At 38.2% G+C, this 20399-nt stretch carries 33 protein-coding genes; all 33 read right to left on the bottom strand.

The window, feature by feature from the left end; translation table 11 throughout:
• Positions 1–459 precede the first annotated feature (459 nt).
• The 33 genes from rplQ to EKG35_RS00370 all read right to left on the bottom strand — a co-directional run bounded on the left by rplQ (position 460) and on the right by EKG35_RS00370 (position 20100).
• Positions 460–840, bottom strand: a complete 381-nt coding sequence (rplQ, locus tag EKG35_RS00210; RefSeq protein ID WP_126292304.1) for a 50S ribosomal protein L17 — start codon at positions 838–840, stop codon at positions 460–462.
• Positions 841–887: 47 nt separating this feature from the next.
• Positions 888–1832 carry a DNA-directed RNA polymerase subunit alpha gene (locus tag EKG35_RS00215; RefSeq protein WP_122971292.1) on the bottom strand — a complete coding sequence of 315 codons (945 nt, stop codon included), beginning with the start codon at positions 1830–1832 and terminating at the stop codon, positions 888–890.
• Between the two features lie 140 nt (positions 1833–1972).
• Complete coding sequence (gene rpsK / locus EKG35_RS00220) at positions 1973–2362, bottom strand: 30S ribosomal protein S11 (protein WP_036172483.1); 390 nt, start codon at positions 2360–2362, stop codon at positions 1973–1975.
• 25 nt (positions 2363–2387) lie between these two features.
• Positions 2388–2753 (bottom strand): 30S ribosomal protein S13, encoded by a 366-nt coding sequence (gene rpsM, locus EKG35_RS00225; RefSeq protein WP_126292305.1) that lies wholly within the window; start codon positions 2751–2753, stop codon positions 2388–2390.
• Between the two features lie 22 nt (positions 2754–2775).
• Positions 2776–2889, bottom strand: coding sequence for a 50S ribosomal protein L36 (rpmJ, locus tag EKG35_RS00230; protein ID WP_000868344.1), 114 nt, complete (start codon positions 2887–2889; stop codon positions 2776–2778).
• Between the two features lie 37 nt (positions 2890–2926).
• Positions 2927–3145 carry a translation initiation factor IF-1 gene (gene infA, locus EKG35_RS00235; protein WP_016839390.1) on the bottom strand — a complete coding sequence of 73 codons (219 nt, stop codon included), beginning with the start codon at positions 3143–3145 and terminating at the stop codon, positions 2927–2929.
• A 436-nt stretch (positions 3146–3581) separates the two neighbouring features.
• A complete protein-coding gene (locus EKG35_RS00240; protein WP_126292306.1) occupies positions 3582–4238 on the bottom strand; it encodes an adenylate kinase in 657 nt (218 codons plus the stop codon).
• Positions 4239–4301: 63 nt separating this feature from the next.
• Complete coding sequence (gene secY / locus EKG35_RS00245) at positions 4302–5597, bottom strand: preprotein translocase subunit SecY (RefSeq protein WP_126292307.1); 1296 nt, start codon at positions 5595–5597, stop codon at positions 4302–4304.
• The gene (rplO, locus tag EKG35_RS00250) at positions 5597–6037 is read right to left on the bottom strand and encodes a 50S ribosomal protein L15 (RefSeq protein WP_126292308.1); all 441 of its coding nucleotides are present in this window, start codon (positions 6035–6037) and stop codon (positions 5597–5599) included. The genes secY and rplO overlap by 1 nt, the downstream gene beginning before the upstream one ends.
• A gap of 33 nt (positions 6038–6070) precedes the next feature.
• Positions 6071–6253: a 50S ribosomal protein L30 gene (rpmD, locus tag EKG35_RS00255; protein WP_126292309.1), complete on the bottom strand. Its 183-nt coding sequence runs from the start codon at positions 6251–6253 to the stop codon at positions 6071–6073.
• 13 nt (positions 6254–6266) lie between these two features.
• Positions 6267–6767, bottom strand: a complete 501-nt coding sequence (gene rpsE / locus EKG35_RS00260; protein WP_122971286.1) for a 30S ribosomal protein S5 — start codon at positions 6765–6767, stop codon at positions 6267–6269.
• A gap of 21 nt (positions 6768–6788) precedes the next feature.
• Positions 6789–7148, bottom strand: a complete 360-nt coding sequence (gene rplR / locus EKG35_RS00265; protein WP_126292310.1) for a 50S ribosomal protein L18 — start codon at positions 7146–7148, stop codon at positions 6789–6791.
• 33 nt (positions 7149–7181) lie between these two features.
• Positions 7182–7721, bottom strand: a complete 540-nt coding sequence (rplF, locus tag EKG35_RS00270) for a 50S ribosomal protein L6 (protein ID WP_126292311.1) — start codon at positions 7719–7721, stop codon at positions 7182–7184.
• Between the two features lie 30 nt (positions 7722–7751).
• The gene (rpsH, locus tag EKG35_RS00275) at positions 7752–8150 is read right to left on the bottom strand and encodes a 30S ribosomal protein S8 (protein WP_122971283.1); all 399 of its coding nucleotides are present in this window, start codon (positions 8148–8150) and stop codon (positions 7752–7754) included.
• A 29-nt stretch (positions 8151–8179) separates the two neighbouring features.
• Complete coding sequence (locus tag EKG35_RS00280) at positions 8180–8365, bottom strand: type Z 30S ribosomal protein S14 (protein WP_097073484.1); 186 nt, start codon at positions 8363–8365, stop codon at positions 8180–8182.
• A gap of 21 nt (positions 8366–8386) precedes the next feature.
• Positions 8387–8926 carry a 50S ribosomal protein L5 gene (gene rplE / locus EKG35_RS00285; protein WP_126292312.1) on the bottom strand — a complete coding sequence of 180 codons (540 nt, stop codon included), beginning with the start codon at positions 8924–8926 and terminating at the stop codon, positions 8387–8389.
• Positions 8927–8954: 28 nt separating this feature from the next.
• Positions 8955–9263 carry a 50S ribosomal protein L24 gene (rplX, locus tag EKG35_RS00290; RefSeq protein WP_126292313.1) on the bottom strand — a complete coding sequence of 103 codons (309 nt, stop codon included), beginning with the start codon at positions 9261–9263 and terminating at the stop codon, positions 8955–8957.
• Positions 9264–9300: 37 nt separating this feature from the next.
• Positions 9301–9669, bottom strand: coding sequence for a 50S ribosomal protein L14 (gene rplN, locus EKG35_RS00295; protein ID WP_126292314.1), 369 nt, complete (start codon positions 9667–9669; stop codon positions 9301–9303).
• A gap of 42 nt (positions 9670–9711) precedes the next feature.
• Complete coding sequence (gene rpsQ / locus EKG35_RS00300; protein ID WP_036172453.1) at positions 9712–9975, bottom strand: 30S ribosomal protein S17; 264 nt, start codon at positions 9973–9975, stop codon at positions 9712–9714.
• Positions 9976–9992: 17 nt separating this feature from the next.
• Entirely contained in the window at positions 9993–10193 is a 201-nt protein-coding gene (gene rpmC / locus EKG35_RS00305; RefSeq protein ID WP_004233646.1) for a 50S ribosomal protein L29, read from the bottom strand.
• The gene (gene rplP / locus EKG35_RS00310) at positions 10183–10617 is read right to left on the bottom strand and encodes a 50S ribosomal protein L16 (protein ID WP_126292315.1); all 435 of its coding nucleotides are present in this window, start codon (positions 10615–10617) and stop codon (positions 10183–10185) included. The genes rpmC and rplP overlap by 11 nt, the downstream gene beginning before the upstream one ends.
• A 2-nt stretch (positions 10618–10619) precedes the next feature.
• Complete coding sequence (gene rpsC / locus EKG35_RS00315) at positions 10620–11276, bottom strand: 30S ribosomal protein S3 (protein WP_126292316.1); 657 nt, start codon at positions 11274–11276, stop codon at positions 10620–10622.
• Between the two features lie 3 nt (positions 11277–11279).
• Positions 11280–11624, bottom strand: a complete 345-nt coding sequence (gene rplV, locus EKG35_RS00320; RefSeq protein ID WP_036183146.1) for a 50S ribosomal protein L22 — start codon at positions 11622–11624, stop codon at positions 11280–11282.
• 22 nt (positions 11625–11646) lie between these two features.
• The gene (rpsS, locus tag EKG35_RS00325) at positions 11647–11925 is read right to left on the bottom strand and encodes a 30S ribosomal protein S19 (RefSeq protein WP_126292317.1); all 279 of its coding nucleotides are present in this window, start codon (positions 11923–11925) and stop codon (positions 11647–11649) included.
• Positions 11926–11985: 60 nt separating this feature from the next.
• Positions 11986–12816, bottom strand: a complete 831-nt coding sequence (gene rplB, locus EKG35_RS00330) for a 50S ribosomal protein L2 (protein WP_126292318.1) — start codon at positions 12814–12816, stop codon at positions 11986–11988.
• Positions 12817–12862: 46 nt separating this feature from the next.
• Positions 12863–13147, bottom strand: coding sequence for a 50S ribosomal protein L23 (gene rplW / locus EKG35_RS00335; RefSeq protein ID WP_126292319.1), 285 nt, complete (start codon positions 13145–13147; stop codon positions 12863–12865).
• The gene (rplD, locus tag EKG35_RS00340) at positions 13147–13770 is read right to left on the bottom strand and encodes a 50S ribosomal protein L4 (RefSeq protein ID WP_126292320.1); all 624 of its coding nucleotides are present in this window, start codon (positions 13768–13770) and stop codon (positions 13147–13149) included. Before rplD ends, rplW begins: the two co-directional genes overlap by 1 nt.
• 26 nt (positions 13771–13796) lie before the next feature.
• Positions 13797–14426: a 50S ribosomal protein L3 gene (rplC, locus tag EKG35_RS00345; protein ID WP_126292321.1), complete on the bottom strand. Its 630-nt coding sequence runs from the start codon at positions 14424–14426 to the stop codon at positions 13797–13799.
• A 47-nt stretch (positions 14427–14473) separates the two neighbouring features.
• Complete coding sequence (gene rpsJ / locus EKG35_RS00350) at positions 14474–14782, bottom strand: 30S ribosomal protein S10 (RefSeq protein WP_036172433.1); 309 nt, start codon at positions 14780–14782, stop codon at positions 14474–14476.
• Positions 14783–15132: 350 nt separating this feature from the next.
• Complete coding sequence (locus EKG35_RS00355; protein WP_126292322.1) at positions 15133–16449, bottom strand: Na+/H+ antiporter family protein; 1317 nt, start codon at positions 16447–16449, stop codon at positions 15133–15135.
• A 133-nt stretch (positions 16450–16582) separates the two neighbouring features.
• Positions 16583–18553 (bottom strand): FtsX-like permease family protein, encoded by a 1971-nt coding sequence (locus EKG35_RS00360; RefSeq protein WP_126292323.1) that lies wholly within the window; start codon positions 18551–18553, stop codon positions 16583–16585.
• On the bottom strand, positions 18543–19304 hold the full coding sequence (locus EKG35_RS00365) for an ABC transporter ATP-binding protein (protein WP_126292381.1): 762 nt from the start codon (positions 19302–19304) through the stop codon (positions 18543–18545). Before EKG35_RS00365 ends, EKG35_RS00360 begins: the two co-directional genes overlap by 11 nt.
• 97 nt (positions 19305–19401) lie before the next feature.
• Positions 19402–20100 carry a sensor histidine kinase gene (locus EKG35_RS00370; protein ID WP_246020117.1) on the bottom strand — a complete coding sequence of 233 codons (699 nt, stop codon included), beginning with the start codon at positions 20098–20100 and terminating at the stop codon, positions 19402–19404.
• Positions 20101–20399: the final 299 nt, after the last annotated feature.

The raw sequence follows: 20399 nt of genomic DNA on the forward strand, positions 1-20399 counted from the left end.
CTACTAACTAACTTACACTGTTTTTATGTTCATTGCTACCATTTTTGATGTATTAGACAATGATTCTACATATATAAAAATAAGGTACGTTTACAAATGAACTAACCGATTAGTTTTAGAAACGTACTTTATTTTTGTATATGTATTAACTTTTAGGCAAACTATGAAGTTGGTATACTTTGCCATTTTTAAGAGAATAAAAAAGCGCGCACCTCATTCAGAGAAATGCGCTAATTACATTTAGAAACAAGAACACGGCTGCTCATTTCCGTGTTCTTATGAATGAGGTGCGGAGAGCTAGACGAGACGCCGCACGCATAGTGCTCGCTCATTATAACGCTCAAGCCATTTTATTGTCGTATAAATCATTTTAATGCTTATAAAAAGAGAGGGGTCCGGGTTCAACCGGTGAACCGGACACCCTCTTTTACCAGTAGTTTATTTGATAATATAATCAAATTATACTAATTCAATAACAACTACAGGTGCACCGTCTCCACGGCGAGGTCCTACTTTAAGGATACGAGTGTAACCACCTTGACGATCAGCGTAACGTGGTGCAACATCATCAAATAACTTTTGAAGTGCAAATGAAGTTGTTTCGTTACCTTCTGCGTCAGTAGTTGTTACTACTTCACGACGGATAAATGCAGCCGCTTGACGACGAGCATGTAAGTCTCCACGTTTACCTAAAGTAATCATTTTTTCAACTACAGAACGTAATTCTTTAGCACGTGCTTCAGTTGTTTCAATGCGTTCGTTGATGATTAAATCTGTAGCTAAATCACGTAATAACGCTTTACGTTGAGAACTTGTACGACCAAGTTTTCTGTAACCCATGGACGTTCCCTCCTTTATTTCTGATCTATATAGATTCATTCACTTGCTTAGTCTTCTTTGCGTAATCCTAAACCAAGCTCTTCTAATTTTGCTTTTACTTCTTCTAGCGACTTACGACCAAGATTACGTACTTTCATCATGTCGTCTTCAGACTTATTCGCAAGTTCTAATACCGTATTGATACCAGCGCGTTTTAAGCAGTTGTAAGAACGAACAGAAAGATCTAGTTCTTCAATCGTCATCTCTAAAACTTTTTCTTTTTGATCCTCTTCTTTTTCGACCATGATTTCAGCAGTTTGTGCTTCATTCGTTAAGCCTACGAAGATATTAAGGTGCTCAGTCAAAATTTTTGCTCCGAGCGAAATCGCCTCTTTTGGACCGATGCTACCATCTGTCCACACATCAAGTGATAACTTGTCGAAATCAGAATTCTGTCCAACACGAGTGTTCTCCACTTGAAAATTAACGCGTGAAACTGGAGTGTAAATAGAGTCGATCGGGATCACGCCGATAGGAAGATCCTCACGTTTGTTTTGATCAGCAGGAGTGTAACCACGGCCACGTCGAGCATACATACGCATACGTAAATGACCATTTTTAGCGATTGTTGCAATATAAAGATCTGGATTTAGTATTTCAACGTCACTGTCATGCGTAATGTCAGCAGCTGTAACTGTTGCATCACCTTTCACATCAATCTCAATAACTTTTTCTTCATCAGAGTAGATTTTCAGTGCAAGTTTTTTGATATTCAAAATAATTGAAGCAACGTCTTCTACTACACCTTCTACAGTTGAAAATTCGTGTAATACACCATCAATTTGGATAGATGTAACAGCAGCTCCTGGTAATGAAGACAGAAGGATACGACGTAAAGAATTACCCAAAGTGTTTCCATATCCGCGTTCAAGCGGTTCTACAACAAACTTGCCATATTTGGAATCTTCGCTGATCTCAACAGTTTCAATCTTTGGTTTTTCAATTTCGATCATTCAATTTACCCTCCTTCAAAACATCGAATGTATAGGTTCATACCATCATAATAGTCAAAAATCGTTGACTTTATAAAATTGCACAAGATTTTATTCTGTACAAGCAATGATGAACTCAAAAGAAATTTGAGATGCACCCATTACACACGACGACGTTTTGGCGGACGGCAACCGTTATGTGGAACTGGAGTAACATCTTTGATTGCAGTTACTTCTAAACCAGCAGCTTGAAGTGCACGGATAGCAGCTTCACGACCAGCACCAGGACCTTTAACAGTTACTTCCAACGTCTTCAGACCATGTTCAAGGGATGCTTTTGCAGCAGCCTCAGCAGCCATTTGAGCAGCGTATGGAGTAGATTTACGTGAGCCTTTGAAACCAAGCGCACCAGCACTAGACCAAGATACTGCGTTACCTTGCATATCTGTAATCGTTACGATTGTATTGTTAAATGTAGAACGAATGTGTGCAATACCAGATTCAATATTCTTTTTCACACGACGTTTACGAGTTTGTTGTTTACGAGCCATGTTAAGAAGGAACCCCCTTTACTTATTATTTTTTCTTGTTCGCTACAGTTTTACGAGGACCTTTACGCGTACGCGCATTGTTTTTCGTATTTTGACCACGAACAGGTAAACCACGACGGTGACGGATACCACGGAAAGAACCGATTTCCATCAAGCGTTTAATGTTAAGTGAAACTTCACGACGTAAGTCACCCTCAACTTTGTATTTATCTAATTGTTCACGGATTTTGTTTAATTCATCTTCAGTAAGATCGCGTACGCGAGTATCTTCAGAAACACCAGCAGCAGCTAATACTTTTTGAGATGTAGTTTTACCAATTCCGTAGATGTAAGTTAATGAAATTACCACGCGTTTGTCACGAGGAATATCAACACCAGCAATACGTGCCATTCTTTAGCGCACCTCCTTTTAATTATCCTTGTTTTTGTTTATGCTTAGGATTTTCACAGATTACCATTACTTTACCGCGTCGGCGAATTACTTTACATTTTTCGCAGATCGGTTTCACAGATGGTCTCACTTTCATCTAACCTAACCTCCTTAATAGTCCGGAGTGCAAAAGATTATTTAAAACGGTATGTGATACGACCGCGAGTTAAATCATAAGGAGATAACTCGATAGTAACCTTATCTCCAGGTAAAATTCGGATAAAGTGCATACGGATCTTTCCAGATACGTGTGCAAGCACCGTGTGCCCATTTTCTAATTCTACCTTAAACATCGCGTTTGGCAAAGTCTCAACAACTGTTCCTTCGACTTCAATTACATCGTCTTTCGCCATCAATCCTGTCTCCCTTCTATATGCAATTTCCGATTCTCTAACATACACGAAACAGAGAATCTATGCAACTGTTTTCTTCCAAATAAGAAGCAACTCCATCAACATATGCTTGGATTGTATGAGAGATGTTCGAAAGACGCTCGTCTGGTTTCGCTTCACACAATCCAGGGAATGGACTAGATCCGGTTAAGGAAACTTGCCTTCCTTATGTTATTCACGATAGCCGGAATGTCTTGAATGAGAGATTCATACCCGTTACACAGATGCTTCCACGAAACCCATTACACTAATCACAAAATAAATATAAAATTATATTCTTTTGTTTTCAATGTATACCGGGCACATTATGCTTTTGCAACTCTCAAAAATTATTGTTTTTTTGTTGCACCCGCAATCTCCCGCGAAAAGCAGTTTGACTTTCGCCTAATGCCGGGTATCAGCTGCGGCTGCCCTGTAGTAATAGAGCGTTTAAATCAGCAAATACTTTGTCAATATCTTGCTGACCATCAATATTTGTTAAAACACCTTTAGCTTCATAAAAATCAAGTAAAGGCTGAGCTTGATTCATATTTACTTCCAGACGGTTTGCCACCGTTTCAGGATTATCGTCCGCACGAGTATATAATTCGCCGCCATCTTTATCACATTTACCTTCCACTTTAGGAGGGTTAAAAATCACATGATAAGATGCACCGCAAACTTTACAAATACGACGACCACTTAGACGTGCAATAAGTTCATCTTTTTCAACTTGAATATTAATTGTATGTTCAATTTTCTTCCCAAGTTCGACTAAGATGCTGTCTAACGCTTCAGCTTGAGGAACTGTACGCGGGAATCCGTCTAATAAGAAGCCTTTTTCACAATCTTTTTGAGCAAGTCGTTCACGAACGATGCCAATCGTTACTTCATCAGGTACTAAAGCACCTTGATCCATATACGATTTAGCTTGTAAACCTAATTCTGTGCCATCTTTAATTGCTGCACGGAACATATCGCCTGTAGAAATATGAGGGATTTCGTACTTCTCAACAATTTTGTCTGCTTGTGTGCCTTTACCAGCACCAGGCAAACCCATTAAAACGATATTCATACGGAATTACTCCCCCTAAAGCTAGCTGGCTTAGGAAACTTAAACGTTTCCTAAAACCCGCAATTATTTCATAAAGCCTTTGTAATGACGTTTTACTAGTTGTGCTTCAAGCTGTTTCATCGTTTCTAAAGCAACACCAACTACGATAATTACACTAGTACCACCAATTTGAGCCGAAGCAGGTAGGTTCATGAAATTAATGAATAGAATTGGCAGCACAGAAATGACTACTAAGAATATAGCACCAACAAATGTTAAACGATACAATACTTTTGTTAAGTAACTTTGAGTGTCATTACCTGGACGAATACCAGGAATATAAGCACCTTGTTTTTTCAAGTTGTCAGCCAAGTTTTCAGGATTCACTTGAATAAATGCATAGAAAAACGTAAATAGAATTATCAATGCAATATAAATTATCATTCCAACAGGTTTTGTATAATCAAACGTGCTTTGAATGAAGCTAGTGACACTGTTTTGGCCGAAGAACGTAGCTAAAGTTTGAGGTGTAACAATGAACGCAATTGCAAAGATTACTGGAATAACCCCAGCAGCATTTACTTTTAACGGTAAATGAGTTTGTTGTCCACCAACTTGTTGATTACGACCCGCAACTCGTTTTGCATATTGAATTGGAATTTTACGCAACGCTTGTTGAATGTAGATAACTCCAACTACAACAGCTAGCATAACTAAAGCAAGTAATACTAGGATAGCGATTCGAATGAAAAGTTGATCTCCAGCATCCTCGATTTGTTGTGCATAGATTTGGTTCACTGATGTTGGAATTGCAGCAACGATCCCTGCAAAAATGACTACTGATATACCATTTCCAACACCGTGAGCAGTAATTTGTTCACCTAACCATAAAAGGAAGGATGTACCTGCAGTTAAAACGATCGCAATTGTTACGTACGACATTATACTTGTATCAGTAATTAACGTACCACCGTACATTTGGTTAAAACCAAAAGACATAGCGAAAGCTTGAATGAAGGCTAAAACAACTGTTAAATAACGAGTGACTTGAGCCAATTTACGTCGACCTACGTCACCTTGTTTTGCCCATTCTGCAAACTTCGGAACAACATCCATTTGTAGTAACTGAACAATAATAGAGGCCGTGATGTAAGGCATAATACCCAATGCAAAGATTGAGAAGTTTGACAAAGCACCACCGCCAAATGTATTAAGGAAACCAATTAAATTGAATTGATCGGCAACCTTTAATACATCAGCGTCAACATTTGGTACTGGAATAAAAGTTCCAATACGAAAAACGATTAACATCAAAAGCGTGAAAATGATTTTATTTCTTATATCTCGAACGCGCATAAAGTTTGAGATTGTTTGAAACATTAAATCACCTCAGTAGTTCCGCCAGCGTTCTCAATTGCTTCTTTAGCCGAAGCAGAGAACTTTTGAGCTTTAACGTTAAGCTTTTTGTTAAGTGTTCCATTACCTAGAATCTTAACTCCTGCTTTTTCGTTGCTCACAATACCAGTTTCTAATAATAATGCAGGTGTTACTTCTGCACCATCTTCGAAACGATTTAATGCATCAAGGTTAACGATAGCGTATTCTTTACGGTTGATGTTCGTAAAGCCGCGTTTTGGTAAACGACGGAATAGTGGGTTTTGACCCCCCTCAAATCCAGGACGAACGCCGCCGCCAGAACGAGCGTTTTGACCTTTATGACCTTTACCTGCAGTTTTACCGTTACCAGAACCGATACCACGACCAACACGGTTACGCTCTTTACGAGATCCTTCTGCTGGTTTTAACTCATGAAGTTTCATATGGGTGGCACCTCCTTGTTCAATGTTTGAAAATTAATTTTCTTTTACAGTAACTAAGTGAGCTACTTTATCTAACATACCGCGGATAGCTGCGTTGTCAGCTTGTTCTACAGTATGATTAACTTTACGTAAACCTAAAGCTTCAACAATTTTACGTTGTTGTGGCTTTGTACCGATCAACGATTTAGTAAGGGTGATTTCTAATTTATTAGCCATTATAATTCCCCCCTTATCCTAATAGTTCTTCCACTGATTTACCGCGAAGTTTTGCAACGTCCTCTGCGCGTTTTAGTTCAGTTAAACCTGCAATAGTTGCACGCACCATGTTAATAGGTGTGTTTGAACCTAGAGATTTTGAAAGAATATCAGTAATACCAGCAAGTTCAAGTACGGCACGTACAGGACCACCAGCGATAACTCCAGTACCTGGAGCAGCAGGTTTTACTAAGATTTTACCTGCTCCAAAGTGACCAACTACATCATGTGGAGTTGTTCCACCAACACGTGGCACTTCGATTAAGTTTTTCTTCGCGTCTTCAACAGCTTTGCGGATAGCATCTGGAACCTCTTGAGCTTTACCAGTACCGAAACCTACATGACCGTTTTTATCACCTACAACAACTAGTGCTGTAAAGCGGAAGCGACGTCCACCTTTAACAACTTTAGCTACGCGGTTAATAGTAACTACGCGTTCTTCAAGTTCAAGTTTGTTTGCGTCAATGCGACTCATGAAGTATGTCCCTCCTTCTTATTAAAATTCTAAGCCGTTTTCACGTGCAGCTTCAGCTAAAGCTTTCACACGTCCATGATATAAGTAACCACCACGGTCAAATACAACAGCAGTAATATTTTTTTCCGCAGCGCGTTTAGCGATTGTTTCACCAATTTTTGCCGCAGCTTCTACATTGCTACCTGCACCCTCGAAATCTTTTTCTTGAGTTGATGCACTAACAAGTGTTACGCCTGCAACATCGTCAATAATTTGCGCATAGATGTTCTTGTTTGAACGGAATACGTTTAAACGTGGACGCTCAGCAGTACCCGAAATTTTAGAACGAACACGCGCATGACGTTTTTTACGAACTTGATTTTTATCTTGTTTCGTAATCACAGAGGTCACTCCTTTCTAACGCTTTATGCAGCATTATTTACCTGTTTTACCTTCTTTACGACGTACGAATTCGCCTTCATAGCGGATACCTTTACCTTTATATGGCTCTGGTGGACGAACGTCACGGATGTTAGATGCAAAAGCACCAACGCGTTCTTTACTAATGCCTTTAACGACTACTTTTGTGTTTGAAGGAACTTCGATTTCTAGACCTTCTTCTGGTGTGAACTCTACTGGGTGAGAGTAACCAACGTTAAGAACAAGCTTTTTACCTTGTAGTTGCGCACGGTAACCTACACCGATAAGTTCTAGAGAACGAGAGAATCCTTCAGAAACACCAGTTACCATGTTTGCTAGTAAGGCACGAGTTGTACCGTGAATAGTACGGTGTTCTTTTGATTCAGAAGGACGAACAACTGTGATGATGTTGCCTTCTTGCTCAATTTTCATATCTTTGTTGAATTGACGAGTTAATTCGCCTTTTGGTCCTTTAACAGTAACTGTGTTGTCATCAGCAACAGTCACAGTAACGTTAGCTGGAACCTCAATTGGTTTTTTACCTACACGAGACATTTAGTTGCACCTCCATTCATTTATTACTTATTACCAAATGTAAGCTAAGATTTCTCCGCCAACTTTTTTAGCACGTGCTTCTTTGTCAGTTAATACACCTTGAGAAGTTGATACTAAAGCGATACCTAAACCATTTAGTACTTTTGGTACTTCGTTTGTTTTAGCATATACGCGTAAACCTGGTTTTGAAATACGTTTTAAACCAGTGATAACACGTTCGTTATCTTTTCCATATTTTAAGAAGATACGGATGATACCTTGCTTATTATCTTCAACATACTCAACATCACGAACGAAACCTTCACGCTTTAAAATTTCAGCGATTTCTTTCTTTAAGTTGGAAGCGGGTACTTCTAACTTTTCGTGACGAACCATGTTAGCATTACGAATGCGTGTAAGCATATCTGCAATTGGATCTGTCATTGTCATAAATTTTACCTCCTTCCCAATTTAGGGGATTACCAGCTAGCTTTTTTAACGCCAGGAATTTGTCCCTTATATGCAAGTTCACGGAAACAAATACGGCAAAGTTTAAATTTACGATATACAGAATGTGGACGACCACAGCGTTCACAACGTGTATATTCTTGAACTTTAAACTTTTGCTTACGTTGTTGTTTAATGACCATTGATTTTTTAGCCACGTTTTCGCCCTCCTTGTTTTATTACTTTTGGAACGGCATACCGAATTGTGTCAATAACTCGCGAGCTTCTTCATCAGAATTCGCAGTTGTTACGATCACGATGTCCATACCGCGTACTTTTGAAACTTTATCGTAATCGATCTCAGGGAAAATTAATTGTTCTTTAACACCTAATGTGTAGTTTCCGCGACCATCAAATGCGTTTTTAGAAACACCACGGAAGTCACGTACACGTGGAAGTGCGATAGCAATTAATTTATCCAAGAATTCATACATACGTTCACCACGTAGTGTAACTTTTGCACCGATAGGCATTCCTTCACGAAGACGGAAACCTGCAATCGATTTTTTCGCTCTTGTTACTACTGGTTTTTGACCAGTGATGATTGTTAATTCTTCTACAGCAGCATCTAATGCTTTAGAGTTTTGTACTGCATCACCAACACCCATGTTGATAACGATTTTTTCAACTTTAGGCACTTGCATTACTGATTTATAATTAAATTTGCTCATTAGAGCAGGAGAAACTTCTTTTAAATATTTTTCTTTTAGGCGGCTCATGTTCGTACCTCCCTTCTCAATTTACTTATTAGTCGATTACTGCACCTGATTTTTTTGCAACACGAACTTTTTTGCCATCTTCGATTTTGTAACCTACACGAGTCGGCTCGCCAGATTTAGGATCGATTAGCATTACGTTCGATACGTGGATTGCAGCTTCTTGGCTTACGATTCCACCTTGTGGGTTTAACTGGTTAGGTTTAACGTGCTTTTTCACGATGTTTACACCTTCAACAAGAACACGGTCTTGTTTTGGGTAAGCAGCTAGAACAACGCCAACTTTACCTTTATCTTTACCAGTAATAACTTTTACTTTGTCGCCCTTTTTAACATGCATTATGTGTCGCACCTCCTTGATTGGTACTATCATGAAATTAAAGAACTTCTGGAGCTAATGAAACGATTTTCATGAAGTTGCTATCACGTAATTCACGTGCAACAGGCCCGAAAATACGAGTTCCGCGTGGTGACTTATCGTCTTTGATGATTACGCAAGCATTTTCGTCAAATTTAATATAAGTACCATCTTTACGGCGAACGCCAGATTTTGTGCGAACGACAACAGCCTTAACAACGTCACCTTTCTTGACAACGCCTCCTGGTGTTGCTTTCTTAACTGTACAAACTACGATATCACCGATGTTAGCAGTTTTACGGCCAGAACCACCAAGCACTTTAATTGTTAAAACTTCACGTGCACCTGAGTTGTCAGCAACTTTCATACGAGTTTCTTGTTGGATCACTTAGGTTACCTCCCTTCGGAATATGAATGTTTCCGAAATGTATTAAATAATAACCGCTTTTTCTACGATTTCCACTAGGCGGAAACGCTTAGTAGCTGATAGCGGGCGAGTTTCCATGATACGTACGATATCACCGATTTTCGCTTCATTTAACTCATCATGAGCCTTGAATTTTTTAGAGTATTTTACACGTTTTCCGTATAATTTGTGTTTCTTATAAGTTTCAACAAGAACAGTAACTGTTTTGTCCATTTTATCTGAAACGACACGGCCTGTGTAAACTTTGCGTTGGTTACGCTCAGTCATTCTTTCAAACCTCCTTATCAGTTATTTGCGCTGATTTCTCTTTCACGAATCACAGTTTTCATGCGCGCAATCGCTTTACGAACTTCGCGAATGCGAGCTGTGTTTTCTAATTGACCAGTCGCCAATTGGAAGCGAAGGTTGAAAAGCTCTTCTTTCAGTGATTTCACTTTTAATTCAATTTCAGAAGTGGCAAGGTCACGGATTTCATTAGCTTTCATTAGATTCACCACCAGTTTCTTGACGTTTCACAATTTTACATTTAACAGGAAGTTTGTGTGATGCTAAACGAAGTGCTTCGCGTGCTATCTCTTCAGATACACCTGCAACTTCAAACATTACTTTTCCTGGTTTTACTACTGCTACCCAACCTTCTGGAGAACCTTTACCAGAACCCATACGTACCTCTAGAGGCTTTTTAGTGTAAGGTTTATGTGGGAAAATTTTAATCCAAACTTTACCGCCACGTTTCATGTAACGTGTCATTGCGATACGGGCAGCTTCGATTTGACGGTTAGTGATCCAGCTTGCAGTTGTTGCTTGTAAGCCCCATTCACCAAAAGCTACTTCTTTACCGCCTTTCGCTTCACCACGCATGTTACCACGGTGTTCACGACGATATTTAACGCGTTTTGGTAATAACATAATTATTTGCCTCCTTCCACAGAGTTCTTCTTCGTAGGAAGGACTTCACCACGGTAAATCCATACTTTAACACCTAATTTACCATAAGTAGTGTCAGCTTCTGCATGAGCATAGTCAATGTCAGCACGAAGAGTATGAAGTGGAACAGTTCCTTCGCTGTAATGTTCAGCACGCGCGATATCAGCGCCACCTAAACGACCAGATACTTGTGTTTTAATTCCTTTTGCACCAGCACGGATTGTGCGTTGGATTGCTTGTTTTTGAGCACGGCGGAATGATACGCGGTTCTCAAGTTGACGAGCGATGTTTTCAGCTACTAAACGAGCATCAAGATCAGCTTTTTTAATTTCTACGATGTTAATGTGTACACGTTTACCAGTTAAATCGTTAAGGTATTTACGTAAGTTTTCTACTTCTGTACCGCCTTTACCGATTACCATACCTGGTTTCGCAGTGTGAATTGTAATGTTTACGCGATTTGCAGCGCGCTCGATTTCTACTTTAGAAACTGATGCATCTTTTAAAGCAGATTCGATATATTTACGAATTTTAATATCTTCGTGAAGTAAAGTCGCATATTCTTTTTCAGCGTACCATTTTGACTCCCAGTCACGAATAATACCAACTCGCAGTCCTATTGGATGTACTTTTTGACCCACGGATTAACCCTCCTTCTTCTCAGATACCACTACAGTAATGTGGCTTGTGCGTTTATTAATTGCGCTTGCACGTCCTTGTGCACGTGGACGGAAACGTTTTAATGTTGGACCTTCATCTACAAAGATCTCAGAAACAACTAGGTTGTTTACATCTAATTCATAGTTGTGCTCAGCGTTAGCAACTGCAGATTTTAATACTTTCTCAACGACTGGAGACGCCGCTTTTGGAGTATGACGTAAAATTGCAACTGCTTCACCAACTTGCTTGCCTCGGATTAAGTCTACTACTAGGCGAACTTTACGAGGAGCGATGCGCACTGTGCGAGCGATAGCTTTAGCTTGTGTCATTAGGATTTACCTCCTCTCAAAATTAGCGTCTTGTTTTCTTGTCATCCGCACCGTGACCTTTGTAAGTACGTGTTGGTGCGAACTCGCCTAATTTATGACCTACCATATCTTCTGTCACGTATACAGGAACATGTTTGCGTCCATCATATACTGCGATCGTTAGTCCGATGAAATTCGGGAAGATAGTAGAACGGCGAGACCAAGTTTTAATAACTTGTTTTTTCTCAGAACCTTGTTGTGCTTCAACCTTTTTCATTAAGTGATCATCCACAAAAGGTCCTTTTTTCAAGCTGCGACCCATTTAGGAACCTCCCTCCGTGACTCCACCACGGCCGGAATACCGAACCGTAGTTTTATCACATTATTTTTTGCGACTACGAATGATTAACTTATTAGTTTTGTTTTTCTTCTTGCGAGTTTTATAACCAAGAGCTGGTTTACCCCAAGGTGTCATTGGAGATTTACGTCCGATTGGAGAACGTCCTTCACCACCACCGTGTGGGTGATCGTTAGGGTTCATTACAGAACCACGAACAGTTGGGCGTTTACCTAACCAACGAGAACGACCTGCTTTACCAATGTGGATAAGTTCGTGTTGTTCGTTACCAACTTGACCGATAGTAGCACGGCAAGTTGCTAATACTAAGCGAACTTCACCAGATTGTAGACGGATGATTACGTATTTGCCTTCACGACCAAGTACTTGTGCAGAAGTACCAGCAGAACGTACCAATTGTCCACCTTTACCAGGTTTTAACTCGATGTTATGGATTGTAGTACCCATTGGAATGTTTGCTAATGGTAATGCGTTACCTACTTTAATGTCTGCATCTGGACCAGATTCGATTGTTTGACCAACTTCTAATCCTTTTGGAGCTAAGATGTAACGTTTTTCACCGTCAGCGTAGTTAATTAATGCGATATTCGCAGAGCGGTTTGGATCATATTCAATAGTAGCAACGCGTCCTGGAATTCCATCTTTAAGACGTTTGAAGTCGATTACGCGATATTGCTTCTTATGACCGCCACCATGATGACGAACAGTAATTTTACCTTGGTTGTTGCGACCAGCTTTGCGTTTGATTGGTTCTAATAAAGACTTTTCAGGTTTATTAGTAGTAATTTCCGCAAAGTCAGATGACGTCATGTTACGACGACCATTTGAGGTTGGTTTATACTTTTTAATCGCCATTTGTTTTCCCTCCTTCTTAATTGTTCACTTTATATCTTCTAAGATATTAGATCTCAAAAATTTCGATTTCTTTACTATCAGCAGTTAATTTAACGATTGCTTTACGGCGTTTGTTTGTATAACCACCGAATTTACCAACGCGTTTAAATTTACCTTTGTAATTCATAATGTTCACTTTTTCAACTTTTACATCAAAGATAGCTTCTACAGCATCTTTAACTTGAGTTTTGTTTGCGCGAACATCAACTTCGAAAGTGTATTTTTTGTCAGCCAAAAGTTCTGAAGAACGCTCAGTAATGACCGGACGTTTAATGATATCACGTGCTTCCATTATCCAAGCACCTCCTCAACTTTTTCTACTGCAGCTTTTGTGAAAACAACTTTGTCGTGACCTAATAGATCAAGAACGTTGATTCCTGCAGCTGTTAAAACAGTTACACCAGGGATGTTACGAGCAGATAATGCTACGTTTTCATTTAGCTCAGCTGTTACGAATAAAGCTTTTGAATCAATGTTTAAGTTATTTAAGATCGCTACGAAATCTTTAGTTTTTGGTGCATCTAATTGTAATGCATCAAGAACTACGAAGTTTTGTTCTACAACTTTAGCTGATAAAGCTGATTTAAGAGCTAAGCGACGAACTTTCTTCGGTAATTTATAGCTGTAGCTGCGTGGAGTTGGTCCGAATACGACACCACCACCGCGCCATTGTGGAGAGCGGATAGAACCTTGACGTGCACGGCCAGTTCCTTTTTGACGCCATGGTTTACGTCCACCACCAGAAACTTCAGAGCGGTTTTTTACTTTATGATTACCTTGACGTAGAGAAGCGCGTTGAGCGATTACTGCGTCGAATAATACTGCTTCGTTTGGCTCAATTCCGAAAACTGCATCGTTTAATTCGATTTCGCCAACTGAAGCACCTGTTTGACTAAGTACAGATACCTTTGTCATTCCTGTTTCCTCCTTTCTTCGAGAAATTATTTAGATTTTACAGCAGACTTAACTGTAACTAATGCTTTTTTAGAACCAGGAACATTACCTTTAACTAGTAGTAAGTTACGTTCTGCATCAACTTTTACGATTTCTAAGTTTTGGATCGTAACTACATTGCCACCAGTTTGACCAGGTAAAGCTTTTTGTTTGAATACGCGGTTCGGAGCTACTGGACCCATTGAACCAGGACGACGGTGGTAACGAGAACCGTGAGCCATAGGACCACGAGATTGTCCGTGGCGTTTAATTACACCTTGGAAACCTTTACCTTTAGTAACACCTGTTACATCTACTACATCGCCTTCTGCGAAAATTTCTACTTTGACTTCTTGACCAACTTCGTATTCTTCAACGTTTACGTTGCGGAATTCACGAATGAAGCGCTTAGGAGCAGTATTCGCTTTTGCTACGTGACCTTGCTCTGGTTTGTTTGAAAGCTTAACGCGCTTATCTTCAAAACCAACTTGGATCGCTTCGTAGCCATCAGTTTCAACAGTTTTCTTTTGAAGCACTACGTTTGGAGCAGCTTCGATAACTGTTACTGGGATTAAATCGCCATTCTCAGCGAAAACTTGAGTCATACCGATTTTTCTACCTAAGATTCCTTTAGTCATTTGTCACACCTCCTGTGATTATTAAAAAGTTCTATTTGTTTTTACCATTAAAGTTTGATTTCGATATCAACGCCAGATGGTAAATCAAGTTTCATTAACGCATCAACAGTTTGTGGTGTTGGGTTAATGATGTCGATTAAACGTTTATGCGTACGCATTTCGAATTGTTCACGAGAATCTTTGTACTTGTGAACCGCACGAAGAATTGTGTACACAGACTTTTCAGTTGGTAACGGAATCGGACCTGATACACTTGCACCTGAACGTTTAGCAGTTTCCACAATTTTCTCAGCAGATTGATCTAAAACACGGTGATCATACGCTTTTAAACGGATACGAATCTTTTGTTTTGCCATTATTTTCCCTCCTTCTCGCCTATTTTCTAGACATTCTCCACGGAAATTTCCCACACGCTCGCCATGGCAAAGCGGCCGGGTGTGTCGGCAACCTCCCGCTTCATCGCAGTCAAAGACCAACATTCAACATTATATACAATAAAAAAAGAATTAGCAAGCGTTTTTGCTATATTCTTTTAAATTGTTGTCATTTTATAAGACATTTTTCTAGAATAAGTTTTGAAGCGTTTATTAGTATAAAAGAAATTATTCATTCTTTCAAACTATTTCTCGAAAAAGTTCATGGTAATTTGAGTTTGGATTGCCTTTTAAATGTAAACAACGCTCCCTCATCCAAGGAAGCGTTCGTTTTATAAAACAAATACGATGGCAAGCCAGCCAAATATGATTAATGGAATATTATAAAATATGAATGTGGGTACACATGTATCCCAGATATGATTATGCTGACCATCTGAGTTTAAACCTGATGTTGGTCCTAAAGTAGAATCCGAAGCTGGGGAACCAGCATCTCCAAGTGCACCCGCTGTCCCTATCAACGCAATAATCGCTAACGGACTAAGACCTAGTTCAAGTGATAACGGCACAAATATAGCTGCGATAATTGGAATTGTTGCAAAGGAAGAACCGATACCCATTGTTACAATCAATCCGATAAGCAGCATAAGTAAAACTGCTAAACTTACATTTCCATCTAATATCTTCAATGTATTTTCAACTAAAGTCTCTACATCTCCAGTCGCATTGATAACAGATGAAAAGCCATTTGCTGCAATAATAACGAATCCAACAAACGCCATCATTCTCATCCCATCAGAAAGAATGACATCTGCATCCTTCCATTTCAAAGCACCTGTAATATACAGTACTCCTATACCAGCAAGGGCACCTACAATCATTGAATCTGTTGGAATTTGAACCAGCACTGCTGCAATTAGAGCAATAATAGTAAAAATAATATTTCGTTTTTTAATCGTTACTTCAATTGCATCTTTTTCAATGTTAACCATTTTATATGTTCTTGGCTTACGATAGAAGAAGAATGCACATACCAAACCAAACACCATACCTAGTGCCGGGATAGCCATCGCTTTTGGTATTTCAGACATGTCAATTTCTAAACCAAGAAGCCCCATCTGTGTAGCAACGATCTCTTGATAAATAAACCCAAACCCATATGGTAAAAAGATATATGGTGTAATTAAACCGAATGTAATTATACAAGCAACTAAGCGACGGTCCACTTCTAATAAATTTAAGATCTTTAAAATTGGTGGAACTAAAAGTGGAATAAATGCAATATGAATTGGAATTAGGTTTTGAGAGAAGATAGCCATTAATAATAGGAAGAAAAAGATAAGCCCTTTTGCCAATACCTTATTTTTTGAATCTCCTTCTTTACGAACAACCTTTAGAATGAGTGAAATAAGTAAATCAGGAATTCCCGTTTTTGAGATGGCTACAGCAAACCCACCTAGCAAACCATAACTAAGTGCTACTTTTGCACCTCCGCCTAACCCTTCATTAAATGCAGCAATTGTTTCTGTAATCGTCATCCCACCAGTTAAACCACCGACGATACCACCGATTATAAGTGATATTACTACATTAACTCTGAACAAGCTTAAAACCAACATGACGATTACCGCTATTAAAACCGCGTTCATTGTTTTACCTCACACTTTCATCTGCTAAATTAACAACGTGTTAAAGTGTAACTTCATTAAATTTAAAAGTCAATGCAAATAAAAATCGTTATAATTTTCCCTACATTCGAAAAATTATAACGATTTCCTTTTATTATAATGACTCTCTTATAACCCTTTTATAATAGCCGATTGAAAGAATCATAAATATAACATACATCATCACATATAAGCACATTGTAATAACGAGTGGGGCTACTAACTCTGTACCAAATAGCCACCAACCAGATTTTACTGCAAAATAACTGTGAAGTAGGCCGATTATTAAAGGCACACCAAAATTAAATGCTTGTTTAGCATATATCCCTTTCATAATCTGAGAAGATGAAAAACCGATTTTTCTTAGAATCATATATGAAGCTTTTTCTTCTTCAGCTTCTGCCATCTGTTTAAAGTAAAGAATGCTGCCTGTAGTTAGTAAAAAGGCTAATCCTAAAAATGCAGTTATAAAAATGGTTAAACCAAAAATAGCAATATTATTTTCCCTTAGTTGTTCATACGATGATTGGGTGTAATTTTTGTTATTTAAGACTACCTGTCTCTCTTCAGCAAGGCTGCTATAAATCTCTTCAGCTTTCGGCATATCCTCTTCATGTACGAGGTTTATTCCTATTTGTGAATAAATCTCATGCTGTTCATTAGCTGTATTAATTTCCTCAAATAACTTATCTGGTACAACTAATATTGGGCCACCATACATAGCACGGCTTGATAAAAGGTAATCTTCTCGAATATCCTTAATGAACAATGAAACATCTTTCCCGCCTAAACTTACTACGATGTTCTGTTCTTTTTTTAAAGGTAATATTTCAAAAAGTATATTTACATAGCTTGTGACAAAAGCTTCTCCCTCTTTCAATTGAATACTAGGCTCTACTTGTTGAAATTGACTTAAGGGAATAACAGGTGTTGTGGTCTCTTCACTAAATAAAGGACTATTCTTCAAATTATCATCGACCAAGTCTTTTATATCTAGCATAACACTTGCAATATCATACGTTTCTTTCTCATATTCAATGTTTTCTAGAGTTAATCGATCCAAAAATTCAATTCCTTGATTATTCAATAAAATATAATCATACGGTGAAGACTGCCTTGCATTTGTTTCTGATGAATAGTAGGAAATGTAGGATAAGCTTGTAATACCCACTGACAATCCAGTTAAAACAGTAATTAGTGTTAATGACTTCGAATTCCCCTTCATGCGATGCATAATAGGAGTTACAGCTAATACGTCTGTTATGTTTAAATGCCCTTTCTTGCTTCCACGCAGCATATTCATGATTAAAGCAACCGAATAACGGAAAACAAAATACGTCCCTAAAATAGTAGTCCCAAGAATAATTAGCATATGCAAAAATAGGTTATTAAATAAATCGCTTTTTCCTGCATCAAATAAAAGTGTAGATTGGTAGTAGCCATAAACAATTAGAAGCAACCCTAGTAACCCCATTACCATATGGAAAATACTAAAGCGTTTCACTCGTTCATCTGTTGTCTTAGCTGCAGTAAATAACGATAATAAAGAAACACTACGTATTAACCATGTCATTTGCAGCAATATGACGACAAGCAAAATTGAAAAGATGATTACAGATTGTTTAAATGCCTCCTGAGAAAACGATAAATGCACAATCATATCAACTTCCAACATTTTTATTAAAATCATCGCAAAAAGACGAGAGCTAAAAAATCCAATAATCATCCCAAGACTAATGGCCAAGACAAATAAAATAATATTTTCTAGTGCAATCAATCTAACAACTAACCCTTTTGTCATTCCAATCAATTGAAACAAACCAAATTCTTTGCTTCGCCGCTTCATAAACAAATGATTTGCATACAGAACAAAGAACGTAACAATAAAATATAAAATATAACCCCCTGCTCCAAAGCCTGCGGATGCTGTACCACTTTCTTTAAGTGCTTCCTGAACAGTCGGGTTGTACCTTAGCGTAGTAAATGAAAAGCATAATGTTACACTAAAAATTAAAGCAAAGAAGTATAAGTAGTAATGCTTTAAATTTTTACGCATGCTTCTTAAAACTAATTTACTAAGCGTCATAGCCATCACCGCCTAGTACACTTTGCGTATTTAAAATTTGCTGGAAAAATTGTTGGCGCGTTTTATCTCCTCTATATAATTCTGTGTAGATCACACCATCTTTCAAAAATAACACACGAGAACAAAAGCTTGCCGCAACAGAATCGTGCGTTACCATCATTATTGTCACAGATTTTTCCTTATTGATATTTTCTAAATTTGTTAATAATGCGGTAGCCGATTTTGAATCGAGTGCTCCAGTAGGCTCATCTGCAAATACTAGAGAAGGATTTGAGATTAGGGCTCTTGCTGCGGAAGTTCTTTGCTTCTGGCCTCCCGACACTTCATTTGGATATTTATTTAAAATATCTTTTATCCCAAGCAATTCAACAATTTCTTTCAAACGACTTTCAGCAACAGCTTTTGGCAGTTTACTAATCGAAAATGGCAATAGAATATTTTCCTTAACCGTTAAAGTATCTAACAAATTATAGTCCTGAAAAATAAATCCAAGCTGTTCTCGTCTAAAGTTTGCCAGCGCTTTTTCTTTCATTGAACGTAAATTTTGACCGTTAATTTCAATAATTCCTTCTGTTGGGTGGTCAATTGAGCATAGGACATTTAATAGAGTCGTCTTGCCAGAGCCAGAAGGACCCATAATGCCGACAAATTCCCCTTTATTTACTTCTATATCAATGCCTTTTAAAACTTCTTGCGAATTCGTTTTTTTACCATATGTTTTTCTTATTTTTCTTCCAACTAAAACAGCCATATTTTCCGCTCCTTTCATTACAATTACATTGTACAGTGGTAGTTCTGTAACTGCCTTCGATTTAGATGACAAAATAAAATGGTAGGTGACAATTTTGTCATCTACCTAATATATTTTGATATTCATTTCGATTGGGAAACTTTAATGTAAAACATGCCCCTTCATTGGGTGATGACCTTACTAAAATTTGAATTCCAAGTTTTTGAGCGGCATTTTTGGCTAAGTAAAGTCCCATCCCTGTAGACTGAACTGATTCTCTACCAATTGTACCCGTATAGGATTTATTAAAAATACGCGGCAAATCTTCCTGGGGAATTCCTACGCCATAATCCTGAAAGTGAAGTTGCGTTCCCTTTTCATTGGTTTCTGTATAGATTTTAATTTCGCTGTTATTATGACTATATTTAATTGCATTGGACAGTATCTGTCGAACGATAAATGCCAGCCACTTTTTATCCGATACTACAACTTCTTCAAGGTCGTCAATTTCAAAACCTATCCCCTTTTCTAAGCACCAAGATTGAAAATCCTTTATTTCTTTATAAACAATAGGACGTAATTCTACTTTTTCAAGTCGATTATCTTTCTCGATGGAAGCTAATCTTGTGCTATGGAGCTGCTGGTCCAATAATAAATGAATACGCATCCACTCATTTTCAAGCTTTTTGCGTACCTTTACATCCTCTACCTGTTCAATTACTAGTTTCATTGCAGTTAATGGTGTTTTCATTTCATGTACCCAAGCCAACAAGTCTTCTGTATCCTCCTGAAGTTGGACCTTTGATTGATTTAACATCAGTTCTTTTTTTTCGATTATTTCAAGCATTTCCTCAATGTATTTTCTTTGGAAGGGGGATAACGATATGTTTTCTGGAAATAACAAATCAGCCCGATTCGACAAATTTCCCAGGAAATTTTTAAGCAGCCATATTTCTTTTATACAACGCCATACTACGAATAAAGTGAATAAAGTAATAGTGACTATATTAAAATAGCTTACTGATATTCCCGAAAATCCCTCATCAAGATAAAAGAAAAGATTGATGCAAAGAAGAAATGAAATAATGAATATTATCCACGAGCTGCGTTCTTTTA

Source organism: Lysinibacillus telephonicus, assembly GCF_003966145.1.
GTDB lineage: Bacteria > Bacillota > Bacilli > Bacillales_A > Planococcaceae > Ureibacillus > Ureibacillus telephonicus.

What these genes read in the sequence shown, in the direction of transcription:
- rplE (WP_126292312.1), bottom strand. Translation starts at nt 8,926, where the DNA reads ATGAGCCGCCTAAAAGAAAAATATTTAAAAGAAGTTTCTCCTGCTCTA.
- rplQ (WP_126292304.1), bottom strand. Translation starts at nt 840, where the DNA reads ATGGGTTACAGAAAACTTGGTCGTACAAGTTCTCAACGTAAAGCGTTA.
- rpmD (WP_126292309.1), bottom strand. Translation starts at nt 6,253, where the DNA reads ATGGCTAATAAATTAGAAATCACCCTTACTAAATCGTTGATCGGTACA.
- rpsS (WP_126292317.1), bottom strand. Translation starts at nt 11,925, where the DNA reads ATGGGTCGCAGCTTGAAAAAAGGACCTTTTGTGGATGATCACTTAATG.
- rpmJ (WP_000868344.1), bottom strand. Translation starts at nt 2,889, where the DNA reads ATGAAAGTGAGACCATCTGTGAAACCGATCTGCGAAAAATGTAAAGTA.
- rplC (WP_126292321.1), bottom strand. Translation starts at nt 14,426, where the DNA reads ATGACTAAAGGAATCTTAGGTAGAAAAATCGGTATGACTCAAGTTTTC.
- EKG35_RS00370 (WP_246020117.1), bottom strand. Translation starts at nt 20,100, where the DNA reads ATGTTAAATCAATCAAAGGTCCAACTTCAGGAGGATACAGAAGACTTG.
- rplD (WP_126292320.1), bottom strand. Translation starts at nt 13,770, where the DNA reads ATGACAAAGGTATCTGTACTTAGTCAAACAGGTGCTTCAGTTGGCGAA.
- rplX (WP_126292313.1), bottom strand. Translation starts at nt 9,263, where the DNA reads ATGCATGTTAAAAAGGGCGACAAAGTAAAAGTTATTACTGGTAAAGAT.
- EKG35_RS00355 (WP_126292322.1), bottom strand. Translation starts at nt 16,449, where the DNA reads ATGAACGCGGTTTTAATAGCGGTAATCGTCATGTTGGTTTTAAGCTTG.
- rpsQ (WP_036172453.1), bottom strand. Translation starts at nt 9,975, where the DNA reads ATGACTGAGCGTAACCAACGCAAAGTTTACACAGGCCGTGTCGTTTCA.
- rpsK (WP_036172483.1), bottom strand. Translation starts at nt 2,362, where the DNA reads ATGGCTCGTAAACAACAAACTCGTAAACGTCGTGTGAAAAAGAATATT.
- rplO (WP_126292308.1), bottom strand. Translation starts at nt 6,037, where the DNA reads ATGAAACTTCATGAGTTAAAACCAGCAGAAGGATCTCGTAAAGAGCGT.
- EKG35_RS00240 (WP_126292306.1), bottom strand. Translation starts at nt 4,238, where the DNA reads ATGAATATCGTTTTAATGGGTTTGCCTGGTGCTGGTAAAGGCACACAA.
- rplF (WP_126292311.1), bottom strand. Translation starts at nt 7,721, where the DNA reads ATGTCTCGTGTAGGTAAAAAACCAATTGAGGTTCCAGCTAACGTTACT.
- rplB (WP_126292318.1), bottom strand. Translation starts at nt 12,816, where the DNA reads ATGGCGATTAAAAAGTATAAACCAACCTCAAATGGTCGTCGTAACATG.
- rplV (WP_036183146.1), bottom strand. Translation starts at nt 11,624, where the DNA reads ATGACACAAGCTAAAGCTATCGCTCGCACAGTGCGCATCGCTCCTCGT.
- rplW (WP_126292319.1), bottom strand. Translation starts at nt 13,147, where the DNA reads ATGGAAGCACGTGATATCATTAAACGTCCGGTCATTACTGAGCGTTCT.
- secY (WP_126292307.1), bottom strand. Translation starts at nt 5,597, where the DNA reads ATGTTTCAAACAATCTCAAACTTTATGCGCGTTCGAGATATAAGAAAT.
- rpmC (WP_004233646.1), bottom strand. Translation starts at nt 10,193, where the DNA reads ATGAAAGCTAATGAAATCCGTGACCTTGCCACTTCTGAAATTGAATTA.
- rpsE (WP_122971286.1), bottom strand. Translation starts at nt 6,767, where the DNA reads ATGAGTCGCATTGACGCAAACAAACTTGAACTTGAAGAACGCGTAGTT.
- rplP (WP_126292315.1), bottom strand. Translation starts at nt 10,617, where the DNA reads ATGTTATTACCAAAACGCGTTAAATATCGTCGTGAACACCGTGGTAAC.
- EKG35_RS00360 (WP_126292323.1), bottom strand. Translation starts at nt 18,553, where the DNA reads ATGACGCTTAGTAAATTAGTTTTAAGAAGCATGCGTAAAAATTTAAAG.
- EKG35_RS00215 (WP_122971292.1), bottom strand. Translation starts at nt 1,832, where the DNA reads ATGATCGAAATTGAAAAACCAAAGATTGAAACTGTTGAGATCAGCGAA.
- EKG35_RS00365 (WP_126292381.1), bottom strand. Translation starts at nt 19,304, where the DNA reads ATGGCTGTTTTAGTTGGAAGAAAAATAAGAAAAACATATGGTAAAAAA.
- rpsJ (WP_036172433.1), bottom strand. Translation starts at nt 14,782, where the DNA reads ATGGCAAAACAAAAGATTCGTATCCGTTTAAAAGCGTATGATCACCGT.
- rpsM (WP_126292305.1), bottom strand. Translation starts at nt 2,753, where the DNA reads ATGGCACGTATTGCTGGTGTTGATATTCCTCGTGACAAACGCGTGGTA.
- rpsH (WP_122971283.1), bottom strand. Translation starts at nt 8,150, where the DNA reads ATGACAATGACAGATCCAATTGCAGATATGCTTACACGCATTCGTAAT.
- infA (WP_016839390.1), bottom strand. Translation starts at nt 3,145, where the DNA reads ATGGCGAAAGACGATGTAATTGAAGTCGAAGGAACAGTTGTTGAGACT.